The organism is Psychroflexus maritimus, assembly GCF_011089875.1.
GTDB lineage: Bacteria > Bacteroidota > Bacteroidia > Flavobacteriales > Flavobacteriaceae > Psychroflexus > Psychroflexus maritimus.
In genome coordinates this window covers 59,983-82,092 of record NZ_JAANAS010000050.1, presented here as the reverse complement: position 1 = coordinate 82,092, position 22,110 = coordinate 59,983, and the positions used below count along the sequence as shown (strand labels likewise).

Below are 22,110 nucleotides of genomic sequence, written 5' to 3'. Positions count from 1 at the left end.
AGTAGGCTTATCATAAGACTGAATCAAAAAAATCTTCTTAAAAAGCTGTTTTTCTTGGGTTAAAATTAAGTTATACGTCATCATAGTCAATTGTAATACTAGAAGATGTTGGATGAGCTTGGCAAGTTAAAATTAAGCCTTCTGCTACTTCATCGTCTGTTAAAATTTGGTTTTTTGCCATAGCTGCTTCACCTTCTTTAACTTTTGCTACGCAACTACTACAAATCCCACCCTGACATGAATATGGAGCGTCTATTTCTTGAGCTAAAGCAGCATCTAATATTCGCTCTTTTTGTGGCATTGAGAATTCAAATTCTTCATCGTCAACAATTACTTTTATTTTTGTTTGCCCATCAATTCCTTCCTCAACTTGCTCCTCTTTAGCAGAAAAAAACAATTCATATTTTATTTTTGAATCTGGAATGCTGTTTTCTTTTAGCACGGAAGATAAATTTTCAATCATTTCTTCAGGACCGCATAAAAAATGCTGATTAAAATCTATAGACTTATATTTATTATTTTCAAAGAAGTTTAACAATGGACGTTCAATTCTTCCAAATTGAGCTCCTTCTTTTTTCTCTCTACTATAAACTAATTCTAAGTGAAATTGATTTGGATTGTTTTCTTGTAAGTGTTGAAGTGTGTCTAAAAACATGGTTTCTTCTGTAGTTTTATTTGCATAAACTAAGACAAATTGACCTGTTTTTGTTGAAGCAAGAAAAGATTTTATCATAGCCATTAATGGAGTAATACCACTTCCTGCAACAAAAGCTATATAGTTTTTGTTAGTTAAATCTTTATCCATTATGAAAGTTCCTTCGGGAGTAAAAACTTCAACCTCATCACCTACTTTAAGCATTGAATTGGCGTAGTTAGAAAAAACACCATTATCTATTGCCTTGACAGCCACGGCCAAATCTTCATCTGGCGAAGAACAGATTGAGTATGACCTTCTTACTTCTTCATCGTTTACATTCACTTTTAATGTAATGTACTGCCCTGGCAAAAAACTAAACGCATTGATCAAAGCTTCTGGAATGTCAAATACTAATTTTACAGCTTTTGGTGTTAGCTGGATTTTATCTTTTATCTTTAGTTGAAAAGAATTCATTTCTAAAATTTTGTTGCAAAAATAAAACATCAAAAAAGAAAAACTTTACTTAAAAGATTTTTTCTGAAAAGATTAACCTAGCTAATCAAAAAAAACTGATCAAAATCAGGTCATGCCCAACTAAAATTAAAATTTTCCAGCAACTTGGTAGAACTAGAGAGGATAATTGTTGAAAATTCAATCCTACTCATTTTGGCTTCTGAAAAAATCAATACTTGCCATAACCAACTCCCTAGCTTCCTCGGGCAAACTTGTTTCACTCCACGGATGCTGCATAGAAAAAACATGATTAGCACCTGCAATCCATTTCATTTTAGCTGCATCTGATTGATCAAACAAAAATTCGGCTTCCTTATTGTTTACTGTTTCGTCTGCTGTGCCATGAATAATTAAATAAGGAATTTGCAAGTGTTTTAATGCTGCTTTAAAATTGAACCTTTCTTTGTTTTCTATATAATCTTCATAGAATTGGTAAAAATGAGGCATATCTTGTTTTGTTCTTCCATTTTTCACGTAATATACACCTTTCTGCTTCCATTCTTCAAGGGCTTTTCCTTTGGGAAATCTATAATGAAAATTAGAAACTCCCGCCCAAGTTACTAACTTTTTAATACGCTGGTCTTCTTTTGTTTTTAGAAGACTTATTCCTCCTCCTCTGCTATGGCCAATTAATGAAATTTGATGCGGATTTATAAAATCTGCATATTCATTAGCCTCTTCGACCCAGTCTAAAACAGAACCAAGATCATCAAGTTGCTTGGAGTAATTATCATTCCCAAAAGCCTCTAAGTCTGGGAAATCAATAGGTTGTTTAAGTGTTCCACCGTTGTGAGAAAAATTAAACTTCAGAAAAAAGAATCCTGCTTTGGCAAACTCTTCAGCAATTAAATGCCATGCTCCCCAATCTTTAAATCCTTTGTAACCATGACAAAAAATAACTACAGGTTGATTCTTTTTAGTGTCTTCATAAGTTACATCTATCAAAATTGGCTTTTTATGCTTGCCTGCAATGTGAAATTCTTGATTCGTCATATCTTTATAAGTTTTCAGATTTATTCATCGGTATCTTCAGCAATAAGTAGTTTTCCTGTATAAGTTTCTTCAACATCTATGGTTTGAGGAATGCGATGTAAAATTACATTTCCTGTAGATCTTAAGCGACCTTGTATGTGGTTTTTTGGTGAAACATGTACATTAGAATAACCTCTGTGATCAACACTTACTGTATCGGTTTTTAGCAATTGTGCATTAATTCTACCCGTTGAAGAATAATTACCAAAACTGAAGTTTTCTGTTCTTCCTTGTAAATTAAAAATTGAATTACCTGTTGAACTTACCCAAACATACGAATTATCTATGCGTAAATCAAAATCTCCTACATTAATAGTTGGTCCAGGATGATTTACATTAGATAATAGAGCTAATCTTGGATAAGTGAGTGTATTTCTGCTCTTAATCGAAAACTGAGAAGAATTTCTTATTTCTCGTAGCTTTTCAGTTGAAACAACAGCTTTAATTTGAGCTTCAGAAAAACCAGCCGTGCAAAGTCCGGTAGCTTCTAAGTAGAGTGTAGAATCTTGTACATACACTTCAACGTCATCCATTCTTCTGCTTCCAGCGGTAATTTCAACAAATTCATTTTCGCTATCAATAATTTCTAAGCTTATATGCTCACGTAACACAATTTTGTCATAAAAACCAAGCTCAAACTCACTAGTTTCTTCATTTCCTTGACTAGCAAAGCAATCCTCGAAATCATTGCAAGAAAGCGAGAATCCTATCAAGGTAACCAAAAGCAATAACCTGAATTTAATTTTTAATTTCATTTTTAAAATCTATATCCTATTCCATATTCCATAGCTTCAGCACGTGCCAAATGCGTCTTTAAACTCAATGAAAGGAACAAATGATCATTAAAATAACGTTTAATCCCCACTCTAGAATAATAACGTTTCATGTAATCTATGGGATAGTAAACATAATAACCCATTTGTGTAATAAGGCTAAGTTTACCTATAAATAATTCGTGCCCTACAAAAACTCCAACTCTTCGCCAATCGTCTAATTCTTGAATAGCTTCATTGTTAGGAAAAAGTGATTGCCGATGACGAATGTAATGCCTTAAAGCTGAAGTAAAAAAACCTTCAACTCCAAGCTGAATTGCAGATTTTGGATTTAAACGTTTGTCAATATACCCAGTAAAAACTGCAAAAAGGCGGCTGCTTTCACCTATAACACCAGTGTCGTTCATTCCACTTGAAAAAGATAAGTTAAAACGAAGCGGTTCTGTAAATTTAGAGGCATAGTTTTTTTCCTGAAATTGAGGTTGGTTTTCGTGGTCTAAATCATAAATTAATCCGATTTGAATTCCATAATTATTTGTACTTGTATTGGGTGATTTAGTTTTTCCGTTGGAATAATGAACTAAAAAACCACCCATTTTAATTCCTAGTGGAGTATTCCAAAGCTTATTTTTTTCATAATTGAAGCCAATTAAAAAACTACCTAAAAACCTGGATCCGTAGGCTGTATTTTTAGGATTATTTTCTAAATCGAACGGGTTGGTCATATAGGCTAAACCAGTGCCTACTCTAAGGTTCAATTTTCGTTTCCAAAAATAAAAATAGTAATCTCCTTGCAAACTATACGCTTCGCCTAAGCTTGAGTTCCCCATGTATTGATGCAAAAAAGAAGCACCAAAGGAGGGATAATTGTAACGTTGTTCCCATTCTTTAAATCCATAAGTATTTTGACGCCAAGAAACCAAAACACCATTGGTTGGCCCTTGTAACAAGTGAGATATGTTTGGGCGATGAAGCATAATTTGTCCAAACAAATAATCAGCACTAAAGGTATGTGAATAGTTCTTTTCTTGAGCCCTTGAAAAAGTGAATACCAAAAAAAATAGTATAGCGAAGAGTTTTAATTTCATTCCTTAGCTATTAAATTAGAAATGATTTCAAAAGTTTCTTGTGGAAACTCTAAATGACTCATGTGTCCACCTGGCAAACTAACTAATCTAGTAGAGGTTTCTTTTGCTAGTTGTTTAGTGGGTGCATAGTTAACCACTTGGTCTTTTTTACCAGCAACTATAGTCGATTTTACCTTTGTTTTAGCTAAAGTTTCTTGATGATTTTTTCTAGTCTTTAAGCCCTCTAAAGTAGCAATTATTCCTTGCGTAGTACATTTTTTTGCTTCAGCAATAGCCTGTTCTATAGCTTGTTTTAAACGATTTTGATTTTCAGGCAAGAACAGGTTTTTAACGGCCATGCTAACAAATGCTTCTGGAAATTGCTGTATAGCTTTAACGGCTCTAGTTCGTTCTGCTTTTCGTTCTTCAGAATCAGCAAGTGCTGTTGAATTTAAAAGAATCAGTTGGTCTATTTTATCTGGAAATTGATGAATTAACTCTAAGCCTATGTATCCCCCCATTGAATGCCCCACAACAATTGTTTTTTCAAGTTTTAAATCAGTTATAAATTGATGGCAAACTTGAGCGTAAAAGGCCATTGAGTGAAGATAGGTATGTGCAGCTGTGTTTCCATGGCCCGGTAAATCTATGCGTATTACCCTAAAATTTGATTTCCAAAGTTTGGTAAAATCATTCCACATAGAAGAATTTTCTAAAAACCCGTGTATCAATAAAAGTGGTTTTCCTTCTCCTTCATCCTGATAATAGATTGGAGTTTGTTTATAGTTGAATGATTTCATTGGCCATAAGATTGCGACAAAAATAGTTTTTTTAATAAAACTAAACTACTTACTCGTCTAAAAAAACACGTGTTACACGTCTAGATATTCTGGTAATCAATTCGTAAGGAATACTTTGTTTGTTTTTATCAAATGCCAAAGCTGAATGCTGTTGTCCAAAAATCTCAACCTCATCTCCTTCCTTACAATTAATTCCTGTGACATCTAGCATTAAGGTATCCATACAGACATTACCTACAATAGAAGCTTTTTGTCCCTGAATTAGCACTTGAGCATTTCCGTTACCGTAAATCCTTGAGATGCCATCAGCATAACCAAGCGGTAAAGTGGCAATCATTGTTGGCTGTTTAGCTTTAAACTTTCGGTCGTATCCAACACTGGCTTCTTTAGGAATTTCTCTGAGCTGGGCTATAATAGTTTTTAAACTAGCCACTGGTTTTAAAAGGCTTTGCTCTTTGGCATTATTTCCATAACCATAAAGTGCAATTCCTGCTCTAACCATATCGTAAGCAATATCAGAATGAGATAAAATACCGCTAGAATTAGCTAAATGAGATATAAAGTTTGTAGTAATTTCATTTTTAAAAAAACTTCTTGCCAAGCTAAATTTATTTAGTTGTTGGTTGGTAAAATCGTTTTCTTTTTCATTTCCAGCTGCAGAAAGATGCGAAAAAAGACCTACTACTTTTACTCGATTATACGCAAGCAAATTTTCTTTTACCATAGATAAGTCTTCCAAATCAAATCCTAGCCTATTCATTCCTGTATTTATTTTGATATGAATAGGAAAGTGATTTATTTTTCTTCGATTCAATCGCTTTTGAAGTGTTTCTAAAAAGTAAAAGTTATAAACACTAGGAATTAAATTGTATTTTATAAGCTTGGATAAGTCTTCCAACTGAGGATAAAAAACTAAAATAGGCACTTTTATTCCTCGCCTTCTAAAACGCATTCCTTCCTCAATATAAGCAACAGCTAAATGAGAAGCGCCTAATTCTACAAGTTTTTCACCCACAACAATAGAATCTGTACCATAGGCAAAAGCTTTTACTACTCCCATAATTTGAGTAGAAGGTGGCAGCTGACTTTTGACTACATTAAAATTATGAGCTAAGGCCTTTAAATCAATTTCCAGTCGTGTTTCTTTGATTTTAGGCATTTTTATTTTCTTTTGGAGCAACTACTTTAACTTCATTAACCTTTACATCTTTCAATTTATCTTCTCTAATTGCTTTATAAAAAGCGGCCCTACTTAGAGGTTCGTAGGCTTCGGTTTCACCCAATAAAACCAACTCATCTTTAGTAGATTTTCTAAAACTATACTGAGCTAAGTTTCCCGTTCTTGTGCAAACCGCATGAACTTTAGTAACGTATTCTGCTGTGGCCATTAAATACGGCATTGGCCCAAAAGGGTTTCCTTTAAAGTCCATGTCTAATCCCGCAACAATAACTCGTATTCCTTGGTTAGCCAAATCGTTACAAACACGCACAATTTCTTGATCAAAAAACTGCGCCTCATCTATACCAATTACATCGCAACCGTCTGCCAATAATCTAATATTTGCCGCCGCAGGTACCGGAGTTGAGCGAATGTGATTATCATCATGAGAAACTACATTTTCTTCATCATACCTAGTATCTACTTGGGGCTTAAAAATCTCTACCCGCTGTTTAGCAAACTTAGCGCGTTTAAGGCGTCTAATCAATTCTTCGGTTTTCCCAGAAAACATACTTCCGCAAATTACCTCTATCCACCCAAATTGCTCTTCTTGATTAACTGTATTTTCGAGAAACATTTTGTAATTTAGTCGCTTATTAAAATTAAACTATTTAATTTTTTTCAATCAGTAAAATTAGTAAAAAATAAAAGCTATAAAAAAAGTAAGTCATAAAGTTATGAAGAAAATATTAGAAGACGAGTTAATGAGTTTGGCACACAGCCTATTAAAAATGAAAAATCGTTCTAATGTAAACGAATTAAAAATACAAGCAAAGCAACTTTATGAAAAGTTAAGTTTGCTCTCTTTTGCTGAAAAACACTTTGAAGGAAGCCAACCGAGTATAGGTAAAAATGACTTTTTTGAAGCTTTTTACAATGAATTTGAAAACTATAAAACTTCGGCTGAAAAACCTTCTAATAAAAGAAAAATGCCTGAAGATGTAAATAGTGAAAGTCTTGAAGGTGAAACATTAATTGAAACTTCTGATGCTTCATCAAAAAAAATTGAAGCAAAAAAAGAAAGCGAAGCTTTGTTAGAAGATTACGATGATTCTAGTTCTTCAGAAAACATTGATTCAACCAAAACTAGTCAAACTTCTAGTGCTACTGAAGAAGAAAGCGTTTCTAACAAAGATGAAATTTCTGCTTCAACAGAAGAAAACACAAAAACATCAAACCATAACGAAGAAGACTTTGGCGTTCATTTTGATGATTTACCACTCTTTGAAAAAGCAAAAGAAATAAGCAAAAATAAAGAAAAAGAACAGCAAACAGAAAAACCTGAAGAGCAATTTTCTACCGATGTTTTTGAAACTAAATCTGATGAAGAATCTACTGCCGAAGCAAACAAAGAGGAAGCTAATTTAGCTTACCCCAAAGCTGAAGCAACAGAAAATGAAGTTCCAGAAAAAGATGACGAGCCCATACAACCAAAAACTACAGCCGATTTATTTTCGCCAGAGAAAAAATCATTGAATGATCATCTCAAAAAAGGAATTAAAATAGGGCTGAACGATCGGCTAGCTTTTACAAGGCAATTATTTGATGGTAATGTAGAAGATTACAACCGTGTTTTATCACAGTTAAACACCATGCATTCTTTTGAAGAGGCTAAAAAATTTATTGAAAGCGCTGTTAAGCCTGAGTACAATTGGGAGGACAAAGAAAGTTTTGAATCTCGGTTTATTTCTATTGTAGCAAGTAGATTTGAAGAATAATAAAATTAATTTAGCTAAATAATAAAGCCCCAAATTGGGGCTTTATTATTATCTTTATTCTTGTGGACTTATCCTAAAAATTCATGAGATTTCACATCTGTACGTTCAGTTCCTTCTTGGCCATAAGCTTTTAGTTGCTTCATCCAGTATAGAAAAGCAACAAAACAAATAATCATAAAAACCCAATTTAGAGCATTGGCTGCCCACCAAGATTCATCCTGCAAATCTCTTAAGAGGTCTAAAGGTAAAAAAAGTACTTCTTCGTGTAATGCTGCAATTCCTTCAAAAAAATCTTTCATGCCTATATCTGTAAATGTTTATATTGCAAAAATAAAGATATATTTTATGTTAACCAAGTTTTTTCGACAATCGAAACCAATTGTTTTGTTTTTTCTTATTTTATTGAGTTGGGTGGCTTACTTGGTTCAGGTTTTAAGCTACAATAAGGAAAGTTTAGGCCTTAAAAACTCAATTATTAATACAGGTCTAATTACACTTATTATATTTCTTCAAAATTTCATTATTAGAAAAAATAAAATTAATCAACAAAATTCGTTTGGTATAAGCTTATTTACATTGGGGTTAATTTCTTTAATTCCCTTGTTTGAGGATACCACTAGCTGGCTCGTTCTTTTATTTATAGGCTTGTTTTTTAGACGATTAATAAGTATGCTAAATGAAACATTGCTCAAGAAAAAAACCTTTGAAGCTTCAGCCTGGTTAATTATTGCCAGTTTTTTTGAACCTAATTTTATTTTGCTTCTGTTGTTAATTTGGCTAGCTAACTTAATACTTTCAGTTAATCAATTTGCTAATTACCTAATTCCAATAATTACACTTGGTGGTGCGATTATTCTTGCCAATGCTGTAACTATTATTCTTTATGGAGAATATTTTAAACTTCAAGAATACGTTGCTACAATTAGCTTAGATTTATCGTGGTACTTCACACCCAACTTCCTGTATATTTTAGTGCTGTTAATTATTTGCATTGTGAGTTTTCCAGGCTTCTTGCAAAAAGCTCAAGTTTTGAAGAAAATTCAACTGAATCTGTTACTTATTTCTGTGCTATCTGTAAGCGCAATAGTAAGTTTTTTAGAAGTTGGTACTCCTGCGTTTTATGCCATTTGTCTTTTTCCTCTATCACCTATTGCTGCCGAATTTTTTCAGCTTAGATTAAAAAAATGGATACACGAGCTTGTATGGATTTTACTTATTAGCTTATCGCTTTTTACATACATTAACCAATATATTTAAACTTTAATGGTTTGGCTCAAAAATAAAAGACAAACTATAGCATTTATGAAATAAATTAGCTAAAAACCTTACTTTTGTAACTTAAATAATATACTATGATTTCTGAAAAGGCAAATACTATTTTTATTGATGTAATTAAAAAATACCATATTAAAGACGATGTTGAGCAAGAGTTTAAAAACCCTTACGATGCAGAAAAAGAGTTGATTGCTCATCTTTTATATAGAAAGTGTTGGATTGACACTGTGCAGTGGCATTTTGAAGATTTAATTAGAGATCCTGAAATTTCTCCTGAGAATGCCCTAATTTTAAAGCGAAAAATAGATGCTTCTAATCAAGATCGAACCGATACAGTAGAGTACATAGACGCCTATTTTCTTGAAAAATATAAGGAAGTTAAAGTAAAAAAAGGAGCTAAAATCAACACTGAAAGTCCAGCATGGGGAATTGACCGGCTTTCTATTTTAGCTTTGAAGGTTTATCATATGAACGAAGAAGCCAATCGAACAGCTGCTTCTCAAGAACACCAAATAGCTTGTAAAACAAAATTGAATGTTCTTTTAGAGCAACAAAAAGACCTTTCGTTAGCCATAGATCAGCTTTTAGAAGACATCCAACATGGAGAAAAATATATGAAAGTATATAAACAAATGAAAATGTATAATGATGATGAATTAAATCCTGTTTTAAGAGGGAAAAAATAAATCGTCTTGAAACAAAAAATTGAACATATTTTAGTTATACGTCTATCTGCTATGGGAGATGTAGCTATGCTAATTCCTGTTCTTGAAATTGTACATGCTACCTACCCTAGGCTGAAAATTAGCGTTTTAACCAAGCCTTTCTTTAGTCACCTATTTGCGCATTTAGATTTTGTAAATATTTATGTAGCTGAAGTAAAAGGAAAACATAAAGGAGTAGCTGGCTTATTTAAACTTTCTTCTGAATTGCCTGATGATATTGATGCCGTTGCTGATGTTCACAATGTATTACGATCCAAAATCTTAAGAAAGTTCTTTGCCCTAAAAGGCATGAAAATTAAAAAAATTAACAAAGGAAGAAAAGAAAAAAAAGAATTAACCAAACTAAAAACGAAGAAAATACATCCGCTTAAATCAAGTCATCAACGTTATGCAGATGTTTTTGAAAAGCTAGGTTTTCCTATTAATTTAAAAAGAAAATTGGAAGCTAAAAAATTAGAAATAGGAAATTCTATTAAAACAGGTTTAGGCATTGAGGCAGAAAAAAAATATATAGGTTTTGCTCCATTTGCAGCACATCATCCCAAAGCTTATCCTAAAGAAAAATCAAAAAAATTAATTGAATTAATTATTGAACAAACCAATATTCAGCTTTTACTTTTTGGCGGAGGAAAAGATGAAGTGAATGCGCTTCATCAACTAAAAGGAAAGCACAATCAAGTACAAGTTGTTGCAGGAAAGTTTGATTTTAAAGCAGAACTTGCGCTTATTTCGAACTTAAAATTAATGATTTCGATGGATAGTGGAAATGGTCATTTAGCCGCTATGTTTCAAGTTCCTGTAATAACTATCTGGGGAGCTACTCATCCTTTTGCAGGTTTTGCTCCTTTTGGTCAATTAAAAGAAAATCAATTTCTTCCAGATTTAAATCAATACCCCTTATTACCTACTTCTATTTATGGTAAAAAGGAAGTAAAAGGATATGAAAACCTAATGCATAGTATTGATGAACAAGCCATTGTTAATCGAATTAAAACTATCATTCTGGAGAAATAATAGTTGAAGATTGCGCACAAAAAAACCCGAATCATTAAAAACGATTCGGGTTTTTTTAAATTTTAATTTCTTTTCCATCTCCATTTAAGAAATGATATTCTAAGTAGTTGTAAGCATCTCTGGATTGAATTTTAACCCATTTTTTATGGTCAAAAAACCATTTGCTACGTTGAGAAGGAAAACCTCTTGTGAGGTATGCTGCAATAAACGGATGAGCTGCCAAAGTAATTTTTTTACTTTTATTTGTACTCAATACTTTAAGTAAATCGGTATTAATTTTATTAATAACAACAATTGGAGCTTCAATTTCTCCATTTTTATTAGGATCCTCTTCTCTAGTTTTAATATCTATTTCAGGCCTAACTCGTTGCCTTGTAATTTGTATTAAACCAAATCTACTGGGGGGTAAGATTTTATGTTTTGCCCGGTCATCATTCATTTCTTCACGAAGAAAGTCATAGAGTTTTTTTCTATGTTCAGACTGGTGCATGTCTATAAAATCAACAACAATAATTCCGCCCATATCGCGTAATCTCAATTGTCTTGCAATTTCTGCTGCACTAATCATATTTACCTCTAATGCGGTATTTTCTTGATTTTTTGCTTTATTACTTCGGTTACCGCTATTTACATCAATAACGTGCATAGCTTCAGTATGTTCAATAACTAAATAAGCTCCTTTTTTCATGGTAACAGTTTTACCAAAAGAAGTTTTTATTTGGCGCTCAATTCCATACTTTTCAAAAATTGGAACTTTAGATTTATACATAGAAACTATGGATTCTTTTTTAGGCGATATTTCGCTGATATAATCTTTAATTTGATGATAAATTTCATCATCATCAGCAATTATACCTGAGAACGTATCATTAAAAATATCTCTTAAAATTGAGGAAGCTTTATTCACTTCCCCTAGGACTTTAAAAGGTGGATTTGCTTTCGGGATTTTTTTACACATTTTATCCCAACGTTGAAGGAGATTTTGGAGGTCACTATCTAGGTCGGCTACTTTTTTGCCTTCGGCTACGGTTCTAACAATTACGCTAAATCCTTTTGGTCGAATACTTTTTACTAGTCGTTTCAGTCTTAATTTCTCTTCTTTACTTTCAATTTTTTGTGAAACTGAAATACGGTCTGAAAATGGAACTAAAACTACATACCTTCCTGCTAGTGATATTTCTGAGCTTAATCTTGGTCCTTTAGTAGAAATTGGTTCTTTTACAATTTGTACTAATATGGATTGATTGGAATGAAGTACATCTGATATTACTCCATTTTTTTCAATGTCTTCATCAAATGAAAACTTATCCAATCTAAAATTTTTTAATTTACCTGAACCCACTGCTTTGGTAAATTTCATCATTGATTTCATTTGTGGGCCTAAGTCGTGATAGTGTAAAAAACCATCCTTTTCATAGCCAACATTTACAAAAGCTGCATTTAGTCCAGGCAGTGCCTTTCTGATTTTTGCTAAGTAAACATCGCCTACAGAAAACTTATGGTCATCCGTTTCTTGATGTAGCTCAATTAATCTCCCCTCTTTTAATAAAGCAAAATCTACAGCATTGGAACCTGATCTAACAATTAATTCCTTGTTCATGCTATTCATTTTTTATACTGCAGCAACAATAAATTATCCTGCAGTTGATTAAACAATTTGCTTGTAAGCTTAAGGGATTCAGAAACTTTTTTTAACAAAGTTTCGCTGTCAAAGAACGTTTTTAATGTAAAATTACATAAAACAGAAAAAAAGTAGTTACTAAGAACTACTTTTTCTTTTTGTGTCTGTTAGCTCTACTTCTCTTTTTTCTTTTATGAGTAGCTACCTTATGTCTTTTTCTCTTTTTACCGCTTGGCATACGCTTTTTATTTTATAAATTAAACTTATTTTTTAACTTCTACTTTAGATTTTACCCCTTCTAAAAACACCTTAGCTGGCTTAAAGGCTGGTATATTGTGCGCTGGTATTTTGATGGTTGTATTCTTAGAAATATTTCGTCCCGTCTTAGCTGCTCTAGTTTTCACTATAAAACTCCCAAAACCTCTTAGGTAAACATTATCTCCACTTTCTAAAGAATTTTTCACCTCTTCCATAAAACTTTCAACAGTAGATTGAACATCATTCTTCTCTAGTCCCAACTTATCAGAAATATTGGCTACAATATCGGCTTTTGTCATAACTTTTATATTTATATATATTCGTCTTATTTTTGAGTGCGCAAATATAGGGAAATATTATTCAATATTTCAATTCCAAATAACTAAATAGTAGGTAAATATGATTTATCATTGCAAAAAAAGGTTTTTATATGTCTTTCTCATCAAAAATAGGCAACTGGTTTCTTCAAAATAAACGTGATTTACCTTGGCGTAATACAAAAAATCCTTATCCTATTTGGTTAAGCGAAGTAATGCTACAACAAACTAGGGTTAGTCAGGCGCTTCCTTTTTACAATAAATTTATAAAGCGTTTTCCTGAAATTTGTGATTTAGCAGCTGCAGAAGAATCTGAAGTCTTGAAATTATGGCAAGGTCTAGGCTATTATTCTAGAGGAAGAAATTTGCATAAGGCAGCAAAAAAAATCTGCCACGAGCTTAACGGAAAATTTCCTACCAAATTTAAAGAACTAAAAAAATTACCTGGCGTTGGAGAATATACAGCTAGCGCAGTTGCTTCATTTGCTTACCAAACACCGGTAGCTGTAGTAGATGGAAACGTTTTTAGAGTAGTAGCTAGATTTTTAGGCATTTCAACACCTATTAACTCTACAGAAGGAGAAAAAATTTTCAAGGAAAAAGCGCAGCTTTTATTAAACAAAAAACAACCAGACCTTCACAATCAAGCAATTATGGAATTTGGCGCGCTACATTGCACCCCAAAGAAACCAAACTGCTTATTTTGTCCATTGCAACAGGAATGTGTAGCTTTTCAGCTTAATAGAGTAAATGAGTTACCTGTAAAGATAAAAAAAACAAAAGTCAAAGACTTGTTCATTCACTATTTTATATTTGAAAATGAAGCTAAGGATTTGCTAATTCAAAAAAGAGATTTTGATGGGATTTGGAAAAATTTGTATGTGTTTCCTAGTCTAGAATATACAAAAAAACCTACACTTGAAGCAGTTAAACAAGATTTTAAATCCAACTTTGGCTGGAATGCTAAAATTGTAAGGTTTGATAAAAAACCTAAGCATCATTTACTGAGCCATAGAAAAATACAGGCTTATTTTTGGAAAGTAGAAACTCCTGAAAAACAATTTTATTTGCTCAAAAAACAATTTAATCTTCAAACTACTTGCCTACAGACAATTAAAGATTATCCGGTTCCTGTTCTCATCCAAAATTTTATTAAAGCTTACATTTCAAGTAGTTGATTTTTCTTACTTTTACCAAAAAAATATAGATTATGGCAGGTACATTAAATAAAGTTATGCTAATTGGACACACAGGCGATGAAGTAAAAATGCACTATTTTGATGATAAATCTTGCATAGGAAGGTTTCCTTTAGCTACTAATGAAGATTACGTCAATAAATCTACTGGAGAGCGTGTTTCTAATACCGAATGGCACAATGTTGTAGTGCGAAATAAAGGTGCAGAAATTTGTGAAAAATACTTGAAAAAAGGAGATAAAGTCTATATTGAAGGAAGAATAAAAACAAGAAAATGGACTGACGACAAAGGAATGGATCGATATACTACCGAAATACAATGCACCGAATTCACTTTTTTAACGCCTAAAAGCCAAGGAGAAACAAATAGCCCTGAAGACAGTAAAGCAACGCCAAACCAAGCATCATCGGCTAGTCAACAACCCCAACAACCTGCCTCTAGTTCAGCTTCGGCTAATCAAACTGAAGAAGAGGATGATTTACCTTTTTAATTAAAAATTAAACGTATTGGAACCTGGTCCGCATTTGTACTTAATTGATATTTTACAACTAACTTTTGGTTTTGGACAAGTTTTTAGCCTTATTTTATTTGTCGTTTTATTAGCCTGTTCTGCCTTAATCTCGGGCTCTGAAGTAGCTTTGTTTTCTTTAAAACCTAGCGATTTTAATGCGCAAGAAGAGCTTACAGACCGTGAAAAGTTGGTGGTAAAACTTTTAGACAGACCTAAAAAATTATTAGCCACAATATTGGTTGCAAATAACTTCATAAACATAGCTATCGTACTAACCTACAGCACATTAAGCGAATTTATTCATTCCGGTTTGGATTTAGAATTCTACGGAATTTCAATAAGCTTTTTAATTGATGTTATTTTAGTTACTTTTTTAATTTTAATGTTTGGAGAAATACTACCCAAAGTTTACGCCAACAGAAACAACATGGGTTTTTCTTTAACCATGGCTTACCCACTTTCATTTTTAGATAGGATGTTATCACCAGTTAGCGTTCCAATGAGAAATACCACACGCTTTATTGAATCAAAGTTTGGTAAACAAAAAACAAACTTAAATGTAGATCAGCTTTCAAAAGCACTTGAATTAACCCACCAAGGAGAAACCACCAAAGAAGAAAAAAAAATACTTGAAGGCATTGTTAATTTTGGAAACACAGACACTAAACAAGTGATGCAACCAAGAATGGATATTTTTGCCTTGTCTCTAGATGAAAGCTTTGAAGAAGTTGTTAATAAGATTGTTGAAAACGGATACTCTAGGATACCTGTTTATAAAGAAAGTATTGATGATATTGAAGGTGTTTTATACATCAAAGATTTATTACCACATTTAGATAAAAATGAATTTCAGTGGAAACAACTCTTAAGACAAGCTTATTTTGTTCCCGAAAACAAAAAATTAGACGATTTACTAAATGAGTTTAAAAAGCTCAAAATTCACGTAGCCATTGTGGTAGATGAATATGGAGGCACAAGTGGATTAATCACTTTAGAAGATATTATTGAGGAAATTGTAGGAGATATTAGTGATGAATTTGATGACGAAGATTTATTCTTTTCTAAGTTAGATCAAAACACTTATGTTTTTGAAGGTAAAACTCCAATTAAAGACTTTTACCACATTGTAGGTGTAAAAGATGAAGAATATTTTGACGCCCATAAAGGCGAAGCCGAAACACTTGCAGGATTTACCCTAGAGTTGTTTAGGAATTTTCCTAAAATTGGGCAGTATATTGCTTTTTCAGATTATCAATTTACTGTTGAAGCCATCGATGAAAGAAGAATAAAACAAATCAAAGTAAAAATAAAAAACAATGAATAAAGTATTGATTTTTCTCTTCTTACTAGCTATTGTGTTCTCTTGTAAAGAAGAAAGCCCAAAACCCAAACCAAAAGCTTATCTTGCTTTAAATTACGAAGAACCCTCCTACGATACATTGAATATTAATTGTGCGTATCAGTTTTTGAAAAATAAAAATGCTCATGTAACTCCCTCAAAAAGCAATAGAAATTGCTGGATAAATATTAACTACCCAAATCAAAAAGCACAATTGTATATCACTTATAATTCAATAGACCAAAACCTCAAAGAATTATTAGTTGATGCTCAAAAACTTCCTCTAGAACACAGTATAAAAGCCGATGAAATTGAAGCTAATGTTTTTGAAGATGTCAATAAAAGAACCTTCGGAACACTTTACGAAATTAAAGGCGATGCTGCTTCGCAAGCTCAATTTTACATAACAGATAGCATTAATCACTTTCTAACTGGTTCTATTTATTTTGATGCCACACCTAATTACGATTCTGTTTTACCCGCAGCCGAGTACATTAAAAATGACCTTCGTAAAATAATGGAAAGTTTAGCGTGGAAAAAATAATTTTATGCCTAAAATTTATAGCAATTTTAATCACTTTATTCACTTAAATATTCAACATTTGCAATCAAAAAGAGCTTTTGAAAGATTCTAATTTAAAATGGGTTTACCTATTTACCCTTGCCTTACTTTGGGGCAGTTCATTTATTCTGATTAAAAAAGGCTTAGTAGGTTTAAGTCCTTTACAACTTGGTGCTTTTAGAACAGTTTTAGCTGCTATTTTTTTACTTATTATAGGTTTTAATAAAATAAAATTTGTCAAGAAAAAGCATTGGCTATGGATTATTATTTCTGGATTTATTGGCTCTTTTTTTCCTACTTTTTTATTTGCCTACGCAGAAACTGAAATTGATTCTGCTATTGCTGCTATTTTGAATTCAACCGTACCATTAATTGCCTTTGTTTTAGGTATTTTTATTTTCAATACAGTATTTAACAAAAAGCAATTTATAGGGGTAAGCATTGGGTTACTTGGTTCAGTTGGACTAATACTTAGCGGTGCTAATCTTAATCCTGATCAAAATTATTGGTTTGCAATTTTACCTATTATAGCCAGCACAATGTACGCTTTTAATGCTAATATTTTGAAAACCTATCTAGAAGATTTACCTGCTTTAGGAATCGCCACTGCTTCATTTTTGATTTTATTATTTCCAGCTTTGGGCGTTTTAGCTTTTACAGGATTTTTTGACACTCAATTTTTAGCTCAAGAAGAAGTACAAACCTCTTTGCTTTACATAAGCGTCTTAGCTATCCTAGGAACAGCTTTAGCTAAAATCATTTTCAATCGATTAATTCAGCTTTCTAATGCTGTTTTTTCTACTTCGGTGACTTACTTAATACCTGTAATTGCATTGGGTTGGGGAATTGTAGATGGAGAAAAGTTTGAACTAATTCAGCTTCTTGCTGGTTTTGTTATCTTAATTGGTGTATATCTAGCCAACAAGAAAAAAAAGAAAAAGTCCTTATCTAATTAAAGTTAAAGGTGCCTTTTTTGAGTTATTGCATAGTTGAAAATAAGGTTACACCCAACTTAATACCTAACTGCATAAAGGATTGTGCTAATTGCAAACCCTAGGAAAGTGGTCTTTGCTCAATTAACTAGGCTATGCTTAGTATGACTGCCAAATACTCAAATAAATCAAACGCTTATTTTTATTGGTTGATAGTTTACATTTCGTTCTATAAAACTTAACCACCTACACTACTGCTTACTGAAAATTTATACTGGCTATTATTTTTTCTTTACGTATTGTTTTATTTTTTTCTTTTTCAGTAATTCTTTGTTTAAGCAGATTAAAAGACAAGATTCCTATTTCTGCACCGCGTTGATTAATAAAGTTTAAAGGCGGAGAAGTTAATAAAGCATCTTTTTCATGAATAAAACTAATAATTTTCACTTTCTTAAATCTTTCAGGAAAATAATGTTGCATTATATTTTGAAAAATAATTCCCGATTTATTATCAATAGAAATTACAGCATCAAAAGTGTTTTGCTTAATGAAATTTTTAAACTGAACATGTGTTTTATCAACTCCATCTACCTCTAATAGTTTAATGTTTTTTGAAATCCCATTTTCTTTTAAAGCGGCCTTATAACCTTGAATTCTATTCTTAGCAACGTTTAGGCTTCCTAAACCACTAACCAGGGCTATTTTATTTTTACCTGACTTAATAAGTTGGTTAGTTGCATTTTTTACACTTTCTTGATCATCAATCTGTACCGAATCACAAGCTAAATCTGGTGAAACACGGTCAAATTGTACCAGGTGAATCTTTTTAGCTTTTAAGTTTGTTAAATGCTGAAAGTCTTTTAAGTTTAGGGTTTCTTTAGCAATCGAAATAATAATTCCATCAACTAGGTTTTCAGTCAACATTCGCACACTTTTTACTTCCTGTTGGTAGGATTCATTACTCACGCATATTAACGTGTCAAATCCTGCCTCTAAAGCTGCTTTTTCTATTCCGTATAAAACCTCAGCAAAATAGGGGTTTTGTATATCTGGTAAAATTACACCTATACTTTTAGAATGTTTGGTTTTTAGCCCTAAAGCAAATTTATTAGGCTTATAATCTAAAGTTTCTGCTAACTCTTTTACACGTCTTTTAGTTTCCTCTCCAATGTCTTCCGCATCATTTAATGCTTTTGAAACAGTAGATATAGAAACATTTAATGATTTTGCTAATTCTTTAAGTGTAGCCATGTGCTTTAGTTTATAAAATACTTAATCTAATGGGTTAAACCTCTCTGTAAATTTACCCTTTGTTTGTTTATGCTGCCAAATATACATTATACCTCTTAAATCATCAAAAAACGCTATGACGCTTATTTAATCGTAAAGCTTTTTTCAAGTTTTGCTTGAGCATTTCCGCCAACAAAAACTTTAAAATTACCTGGTTCTACTTGCCAATCTCCCTTATTGTTATAGAATCCTAACGACTTTTGAGAAAGTTCAAATTCAACAATTTTCGATTCATTTGGTCTTAATTCAATCTGTTGAAAACCTTTTAATTCCCTAACAGGTCTTGTTACACTAGCAAATTCGTCCTGAAGGTAAAGTTGCACGGTTTCTTTCCCTTTAAATTTACCTGTGTTTTTAACCTCTACACTAACCTTAACTACTTGTTCATCTGCATAGCTATTTTCTACAACATAATTTGAATATTCAAAATTTGTATAGCTTAATCCAAAGCCAAAAGGGTAAAGAGGCGCATTTTCTGAGTCGATATACCCGGACCAAAAAACTTCATTTTCAGCTTTAGGCGCCGGTCTCCCTGTTGATTTATAGTTGTAATACAGAGGTACTTGTCCTACATTTTTAGGAAAAGTCATAGGTAATTTTCCGCTTGGGTTATAATCACCATAAAGTACGCTTGCTATAGCATTTCCTGCTTGAGAACCAAGTTGCCAAGCTTCAACAATAGCAGGAATATTTTTAGCTGCCCAATTAATGGCGAGGGGTCTTCCATTGTTAAGTACTAATACTATAGTTGGATTAACCGCATAGACCGCCTCCAGCATTTCTTGTTGAAGTCCAGGTAAATCTAGTGAAGTTCTACTTCTGCCCTCTCCACTTTGTCTTCCATGTTCTCCTAAAACCATAATTACTACATCAGATTTTTTTGCTAAGTCAACAGCTTCTTCAATCCCAGTTTTATCTGTTTGATTAATAGCTAGTTGTTGGGCAAAACTTGGTGCTGAATTTACTAGCTTAACCCCTCTTTCAAAATTAATTTCGTTGGTAGCCTCGTAATTTTGAAGTCCTTCTAAAACACTTATAGCGGAATCATCATCTGCAGCAATAATCCAGTTTCCAAGCGGAGAGGTTTTGTCGGCTGCTAGCTCACCAATTAAAGCGATTTTTTGACCAGATTTATTTAAAGGCAAAAGTTGATTTTCATTTTTCAATAAAACCATTGACTTTTGGGCCATTTGAAAAACTTCTTTTTGAAATTCTTCGTTTCCAATCACTTCTTTTTCTCTTTCTAAATCGCAATATTTATAAGGGTCATCAAACAATCCTAATTCAAATTTTACACTTAAAATTCGTTTTACAGCATCGTCTATTAATTCTTCTTTCACTTCTCCATCAACTACCAATTGAGCTAATTCTTCAATGTAATGATACGATTCCATATCCATATCACTTCCTGCAGTTACTGCATATTTAGCAGCTGCTCTTCCATCTTCAGCAAAGCCATGTTCAACCATTTCGCCAACCGAATCCCAATCGGAGACAACAAATCCTTGAAATCCCCATTGGTCTTTAAGCAAATCACGCTGTAAAAATGAATTTCCTGTAGCAGGTATTCCATTGAGCACGTTAAAGGCATTCATAAAGGTTTTCACATCAGCTTCTACGGCTGCTTTAAAAGGTGGATTGATTATATTGTGAAGAGTTGAAGTGCCTACATCAACGGTGTTGTAATCTTTTCCTGCTTCGGCAAAGCCATAACCTGCAAAGTGTTTTGCACAAGCTGCAATGGTATTATGAGCGGTTAAATCTTTTCCTTGAAATCCTTTCACTCTTGCTTTAGCTATTTCGCTTCCTAAGAAAGGGTCTTCTCCGGCACCTTCCATCACTCTTCCCCAGCGGGCGTCTCTAGAAATATCAACCATAGGAGCAAAAGTCCAATGAATTCCTGCTGCCGAAGCTTCTTCTGCAGCCATTCTTGCTGAAGCTTGAATAGCAGGTAAATCCCAACTTGCACTTTCTGCTAATGGAATTGGACTAATGGTTTTATAGCCATGTATTACGTCAAAACCAATAATTAGAGGAATGCCAAGTCTAGATTCTTCTACCGCAATTTTTTGAACAGCCATAACATTTTCTACTCCTCTCACGTTTAGCATAGAACCAACAAGGCCTTTTTTGATGTGTGTTAACTTTTTTGCTTGTTGTCCTTCGTCTGGTTTTGGCCCTGTAAAATCCATAAAGCCTGTATATTGGTTCATCTGACCAATTTTTTCCTCCAAAGTCATTAAAGATAAAAGTGAATCAACTTCAGACTCAATACTGTTGTTTTTTGTGCGAGAATGCTTATTAGAATCACAAGCCATTAGTGAAAAGAATATACCAATAATAAAGAAAAAAGGTTGTTGTTTCATCGTAAATTAAATTGCTAAAATTTTAAATTTTCATTTTTATCCCATATTCCCCAATAAGCGCCTACATTGCCTTCAGCGCCAACTTTCCAAGACTCATCAAAAGAAGAAAAGTAAAACATTTCTATACCGGCGTTTTTACTCCACAATTGAGCATTAATTAAGTATTTGAGTGCATTTTCTTTGGAAGGCTGAGAAGCGTTATCAGTTTGCCCTTTGCTTGGCCAACCCGTTTCGGTAATAATCACTTTTTTTCCTTTAGACGCACTTAACGCTTGACCATACATTTGTTGCATGTGCGCTAATGAATAATCAAAAGGGCATTTTTCCCAAAAAGGATAGCAATTCGCTAAAATAACATCAGAATTTTCAACTAGCTCTGGATGTCTTGAGAATTCGTAATAAGCATCTACATAGCCAATAGGAATATGGCTTGGTATTTTCTCTCGCACTTCTTTCATATAAGCCAAAAGTTGTTCTAGTTCTAATTCTTTTCTGTAGAGCACTTCATTTCCTACAGCAGCAATATCAACTTTACCTTCATTAGCAAGCTTAATTAAGGCTTCTATTTCTTCCTTATTCTTTTCTAAATCATCGCTTAACCATGCTCCAACAAGAGTTTTAATTCCTAAGTTTTTAGCTACTTTTGGTACAAATTCATTACCTTCAATGCAGGAAAAAGAACGAATCCATTGTATATGTGGTTGCAAGATTTTCATTCTTCTAAGCACTTGTTTTTCAGAAATATAATCTCCTGGTTCTTGCCCCTCCTCATACATACTAAAACACAAACCATGCATTCCGTTGGTCATAATCTGGTTAAACAATTCGTTTAAATCTTCTTCAGAAGCTTGTTCTGAATATTCATTAGGTTGATTTAAAGAGGCTAAAAAACGCTCTTCTAACTTACTGATTTTTTTTTCTCTAAAATAGGACATAACTCATTT

Annotated in this window: 22 protein-coding genes; 9 read left to right on the top strand and 13 right to left on the bottom strand. The window is 32.8% G+C overall.

Annotation, left to right across the window (positions count from 1 at the left end):
* Positions 1-70 precede the first annotated feature (70 nt).
* The 7 genes from G7034_RS07255 to G7034_RS07225 all read right to left on the bottom strand — a co-directional run bounded on the left by G7034_RS07255 (position 71) and on the right by G7034_RS07225 (position 6,618).
* Positions 71-1,111, bottom strand: a complete 1,041-nt coding sequence (locus tag G7034_RS07255) for a 2Fe-2S iron-sulfur cluster-binding protein (protein ID WP_166400294.1) — start codon at positions 1,109-1,111, stop codon at positions 71-73.
* 183 nt (positions 1,112-1,294) lie between these two features.
* Positions 1,295-2,143, bottom strand: coding sequence for an alpha/beta hydrolase family protein (locus G7034_RS07250; RefSeq protein WP_166400293.1), 849 nt, complete (start codon positions 2,141-2,143; stop codon positions 1,295-1,297).
* Positions 2,144-2,163: 20 nt separating this feature from the next.
* Entirely contained in the window at positions 2,164-2,937 is a 774-nt protein-coding gene (locus tag G7034_RS07245) for a GIN domain-containing protein (protein WP_166400292.1), read from the bottom strand.
* Between the two features lie 2 nt (positions 2,938-2,939).
* Entirely contained in the window at positions 2,940-4,043 is a 1,104-nt protein-coding gene (locus tag G7034_RS07240) for an acyloxyacyl hydrolase (protein ID WP_166400291.1), read from the bottom strand.
* Positions 4,040-4,822: an alpha/beta fold hydrolase gene (locus G7034_RS07235; RefSeq protein WP_166400290.1), complete on the bottom strand. Its 783-nt coding sequence runs from the start codon at positions 4,820-4,822 to the stop codon at positions 4,040-4,042. The genes G7034_RS07240 and G7034_RS07235 overlap by 4 nt, the downstream gene beginning before the upstream one ends.
* A gap of 49 nt (positions 4,823-4,871) precedes the next feature.
* Entirely contained in the window at positions 4,872-5,981 is a 1,110-nt protein-coding gene (gene alr, locus G7034_RS07230) for an alanine racemase (RefSeq protein ID WP_166400289.1), read from the bottom strand.
* On the bottom strand, positions 5,974-6,618 hold the full coding sequence (locus G7034_RS07225) for a thymidine kinase (RefSeq protein WP_166400288.1): 645 nt from the start codon (positions 6,616-6,618) through the stop codon (positions 5,974-5,976). The genes alr and G7034_RS07225 overlap by 8 nt, the downstream gene beginning before the upstream one ends.
* 100 nt (positions 6,619-6,718) lie before the next feature.
* On the opposite strand from G7034_RS07225, the gene G7034_RS07220 reads away from it, so the two are divergent.
* Entirely contained in the window at positions 6,719-7,759 is a 1,041-nt protein-coding gene (locus tag G7034_RS07220) for a hypothetical protein (RefSeq protein ID WP_166400287.1), read from the top strand.
* A 68-nt stretch (positions 7,760-7,827) separates the two neighbouring features.
* Here the strand turns inward: G7034_RS07220 and G7034_RS07215 are convergent, their stop codons facing one another.
* Positions 7,828-8,058 (bottom strand): DUF6341 family protein, encoded by a 231-nt coding sequence (locus G7034_RS07215; protein WP_166400286.1) that lies wholly within the window; start codon positions 8,056-8,058, stop codon positions 7,828-7,830.
* On the opposite strand from G7034_RS07215, the gene G7034_RS07210 reads away from it, so the two are divergent.
* The 3 genes from G7034_RS07210 to G7034_RS07200 all read left to right on the top strand — a co-directional run bounded on the left by G7034_RS07210 (position 8,057) and on the right by G7034_RS07200 (position 10,773).
* Positions 8,057-9,016 (top strand): DUF6427 family protein, encoded by a 960-nt coding sequence (locus G7034_RS07210; RefSeq protein ID WP_223177608.1) that lies wholly within the window; start codon positions 8,057-8,059, stop codon positions 9,014-9,016. The two genes, G7034_RS07215 and G7034_RS07210, sit on opposite strands and share 2 nt — an antisense overlap.
* Before the next feature lie 95 nt (positions 9,017-9,111).
* Positions 9,112-9,720 (top strand): DUF4254 domain-containing protein, encoded by a 609-nt coding sequence (locus G7034_RS07205; RefSeq protein ID WP_166400284.1) that lies wholly within the window; start codon positions 9,112-9,114, stop codon positions 9,718-9,720.
* Between the two features lie 6 nt (positions 9,721-9,726).
* Complete coding sequence (locus G7034_RS07200) at positions 9,727-10,773, top strand: glycosyltransferase family 9 protein (protein ID WP_246166791.1); 1,047 nt, start codon at positions 9,727-9,729, stop codon at positions 10,771-10,773.
* A 55-nt stretch (positions 10,774-10,828) separates the two neighbouring features.
* On the opposite strand, the gene G7034_RS07195 is transcribed toward G7034_RS07200, so the two are convergent.
* Complete coding sequence (locus G7034_RS07195; RefSeq protein ID WP_166400283.1) at positions 10,829-12,373, bottom strand: Rne/Rng family ribonuclease; 1,545 nt, start codon at positions 12,371-12,373, stop codon at positions 10,829-10,831.
* Positions 12,374-12,657: 284 nt separating this feature from the next.
* A complete protein-coding gene (locus G7034_RS07190; protein WP_166400282.1) occupies positions 12,658-12,951 on the bottom strand; it encodes an HU family DNA-binding protein in 294 nt (97 codons plus the stop codon).
* A gap of 131 nt (positions 12,952-13,082) precedes the next feature.
* Between G7034_RS07190 and mutY the strand changes: the two genes are divergently transcribed.
* The 5 genes from mutY to G7034_RS07165 all read left to right on the top strand — a co-directional run bounded on the left by mutY (position 13,083) and on the right by G7034_RS07165 (position 17,534).
* The gene (mutY, locus tag G7034_RS07185; RefSeq protein WP_166400281.1) at positions 13,083-14,147 is read left to right on the top strand and encodes an A/G-specific adenine glycosylase; all 1,065 of its coding nucleotides are present in this window, start codon (positions 13,083-13,085) and stop codon (positions 14,145-14,147) included.
* Positions 14,148-14,179: 32 nt separating this feature from the next.
* A complete protein-coding gene (locus G7034_RS07180) occupies positions 14,180-14,656 on the top strand; it encodes a single-stranded DNA-binding protein (RefSeq protein WP_166400280.1) in 477 nt (158 codons plus the stop codon).
* Positions 14,657-14,672: 16 nt separating this feature from the next.
* Entirely contained in the window at positions 14,673-16,001 is a 1,329-nt protein-coding gene (locus tag G7034_RS07175) for a gliding motility-associated protein GldE (protein WP_246166789.1), read from the top strand.
* On the top strand, positions 15,994-16,560 hold the full coding sequence (gldD, locus tag G7034_RS07170) for a gliding motility lipoprotein GldD (protein WP_166400279.1): 567 nt from the start codon (positions 15,994-15,996) through the stop codon (positions 16,558-16,560). Before G7034_RS07175 ends, gldD begins: the two co-directional genes overlap by 8 nt.
* A 77-nt stretch (positions 16,561-16,637) precedes the next feature.
* The gene (locus G7034_RS07165) at positions 16,638-17,534 is read left to right on the top strand and encodes a DMT family transporter (RefSeq protein ID WP_166400278.1); all 897 of its coding nucleotides are present in this window, start codon (positions 16,638-16,640) and stop codon (positions 17,532-17,534) included.
* Positions 17,535-17,768: 234 nt separating this feature from the next.
* On the opposite strand, the gene G7034_RS07160 is transcribed toward G7034_RS07165, so the two are convergent.
* The 3 genes from G7034_RS07160 to G7034_RS07150 all read right to left on the bottom strand — a co-directional run bounded on the left by G7034_RS07160 (position 17,769) and on the right by G7034_RS07150 (position 22,101).
* Entirely contained in the window at positions 17,769-18,761 is a 993-nt protein-coding gene (locus G7034_RS07160; protein WP_166400277.1) for a LacI family DNA-binding transcriptional regulator, read from the bottom strand.
* Between the two features lie 122 nt (positions 18,762-18,883).
* Positions 18,884-21,166 carry a beta-glucosidase BglX gene (bglX, locus tag G7034_RS07155; RefSeq protein ID WP_166400276.1) on the bottom strand — a complete coding sequence of 761 codons (2,283 nt, stop codon included), beginning with the start codon at positions 21,164-21,166 and terminating at the stop codon, positions 18,884-18,886.
* 14 nt (positions 21,167-21,180) lie between these two features.
* The gene (locus tag G7034_RS07150; RefSeq protein ID WP_166400275.1) at positions 21,181-22,101 is read right to left on the bottom strand and encodes a glycoside hydrolase family 17 protein; all 921 of its coding nucleotides are present in this window, start codon (positions 22,099-22,101) and stop codon (positions 21,181-21,183) included.
* Positions 22,102-22,110 lie beyond the last annotated feature (9 nt).

What these genes read in the sequence shown, in the direction of transcription:
- G7034_RS07190 (WP_166400282.1), bottom strand. Translation starts at nt 12,951, where the DNA reads ATGACAAAAGCCGATATTGTAGCCAATATTTCTGATAAGTTGGGACTA.
- G7034_RS07160 (WP_166400277.1), bottom strand. Translation starts at nt 18,761, where the DNA reads ATGGCTACACTTAAAGAATTAGCAAAATCATTAAATGTTTCTATATCT.
- G7034_RS07205 (WP_166400284.1), top strand. Translation starts at nt 9,112, where the DNA reads ATGATTTCTGAAAAGGCAAATACTATTTTTATTGATGTAATTAAAAAA.
- G7034_RS07255 (WP_166400294.1), bottom strand. Translation starts at nt 1,111, where the DNA reads ATGAATTCTTTTCAACTAAAGATAAAAGATAAAATCCAGCTAACACCA.
- alr (WP_166400289.1), bottom strand. Translation starts at nt 5,981, where the DNA reads ATGCCTAAAATCAAAGAAACACGACTGGAAATTGATTTAAAGGCCTTA.
- G7034_RS07215 (WP_166400286.1), bottom strand. Translation starts at nt 8,058, where the DNA reads ATGAAAGATTTTTTTGAAGGAATTGCAGCATTACACGAAGAAGTACTT.
- G7034_RS07240 (WP_166400291.1), bottom strand. Translation starts at nt 4,043, where the DNA reads ATGAAATTAAAACTCTTCGCTATACTATTTTTTTTGGTATTCACTTTT.
- G7034_RS07195 (WP_166400283.1), bottom strand. Translation starts at nt 12,373, where the DNA reads ATGAACAAGGAATTAATTGTTAGATCAGGTTCCAATGCTGTAGATTTT.
- G7034_RS07180 (WP_166400280.1), top strand. Translation starts at nt 14,180, where the DNA reads ATGGCAGGTACATTAAATAAAGTTATGCTAATTGGACACACAGGCGAT.
- bglX (WP_166400276.1), bottom strand. Translation starts at nt 21,166, where the DNA reads ATGAAACAACAACCTTTTTTCTTTATTATTGGTATATTCTTTTCACTA.
- G7034_RS07210 (WP_223177608.1), top strand. Translation starts at nt 8,057, where the DNA reads ATGCCTATATCTGTAAATGTTTATATTGCAAAAATAAAGATATATTTT.
- G7034_RS07235 (WP_166400290.1), bottom strand. Translation starts at nt 4,822, where the DNA reads ATGAAATCATTCAACTATAAACAAACTCCAATCTATTATCAGGATGAA.
- G7034_RS07220 (WP_166400287.1), top strand. Translation starts at nt 6,719, where the DNA reads ATGAAGAAAATATTAGAAGACGAGTTAATGAGTTTGGCACACAGCCTA.
- G7034_RS07225 (WP_166400288.1), bottom strand. Translation starts at nt 6,618, where the DNA reads ATGTTTCTCGAAAATACAGTTAATCAAGAAGAGCAATTTGGGTGGATA.
- mutY (WP_166400281.1), top strand. Translation starts at nt 13,083, where the DNA reads ATGTCTTTCTCATCAAAAATAGGCAACTGGTTTCTTCAAAATAAACGT.
- G7034_RS07250 (WP_166400293.1), bottom strand. Translation starts at nt 2,143, where the DNA reads ATGACGAATCAAGAATTTCACATTGCAGGCAAGCATAAAAAGCCAATT.
- gldD (WP_166400279.1), top strand. Translation starts at nt 15,994, where the DNA reads ATGAATAAAGTATTGATTTTTCTCTTCTTACTAGCTATTGTGTTCTCT.
- G7034_RS07245 (WP_166400292.1), bottom strand. Translation starts at nt 2,937, where the DNA reads ATGAAATTAAAAATTAAATTCAGGTTATTGCTTTTGGTTACCTTGATA.
- G7034_RS07150 (WP_166400275.1), bottom strand. Translation starts at nt 22,101, where the DNA reads ATGTCCTATTTTAGAGAAAAAAAAATCAGTAAGTTAGAAGAGCGTTTT.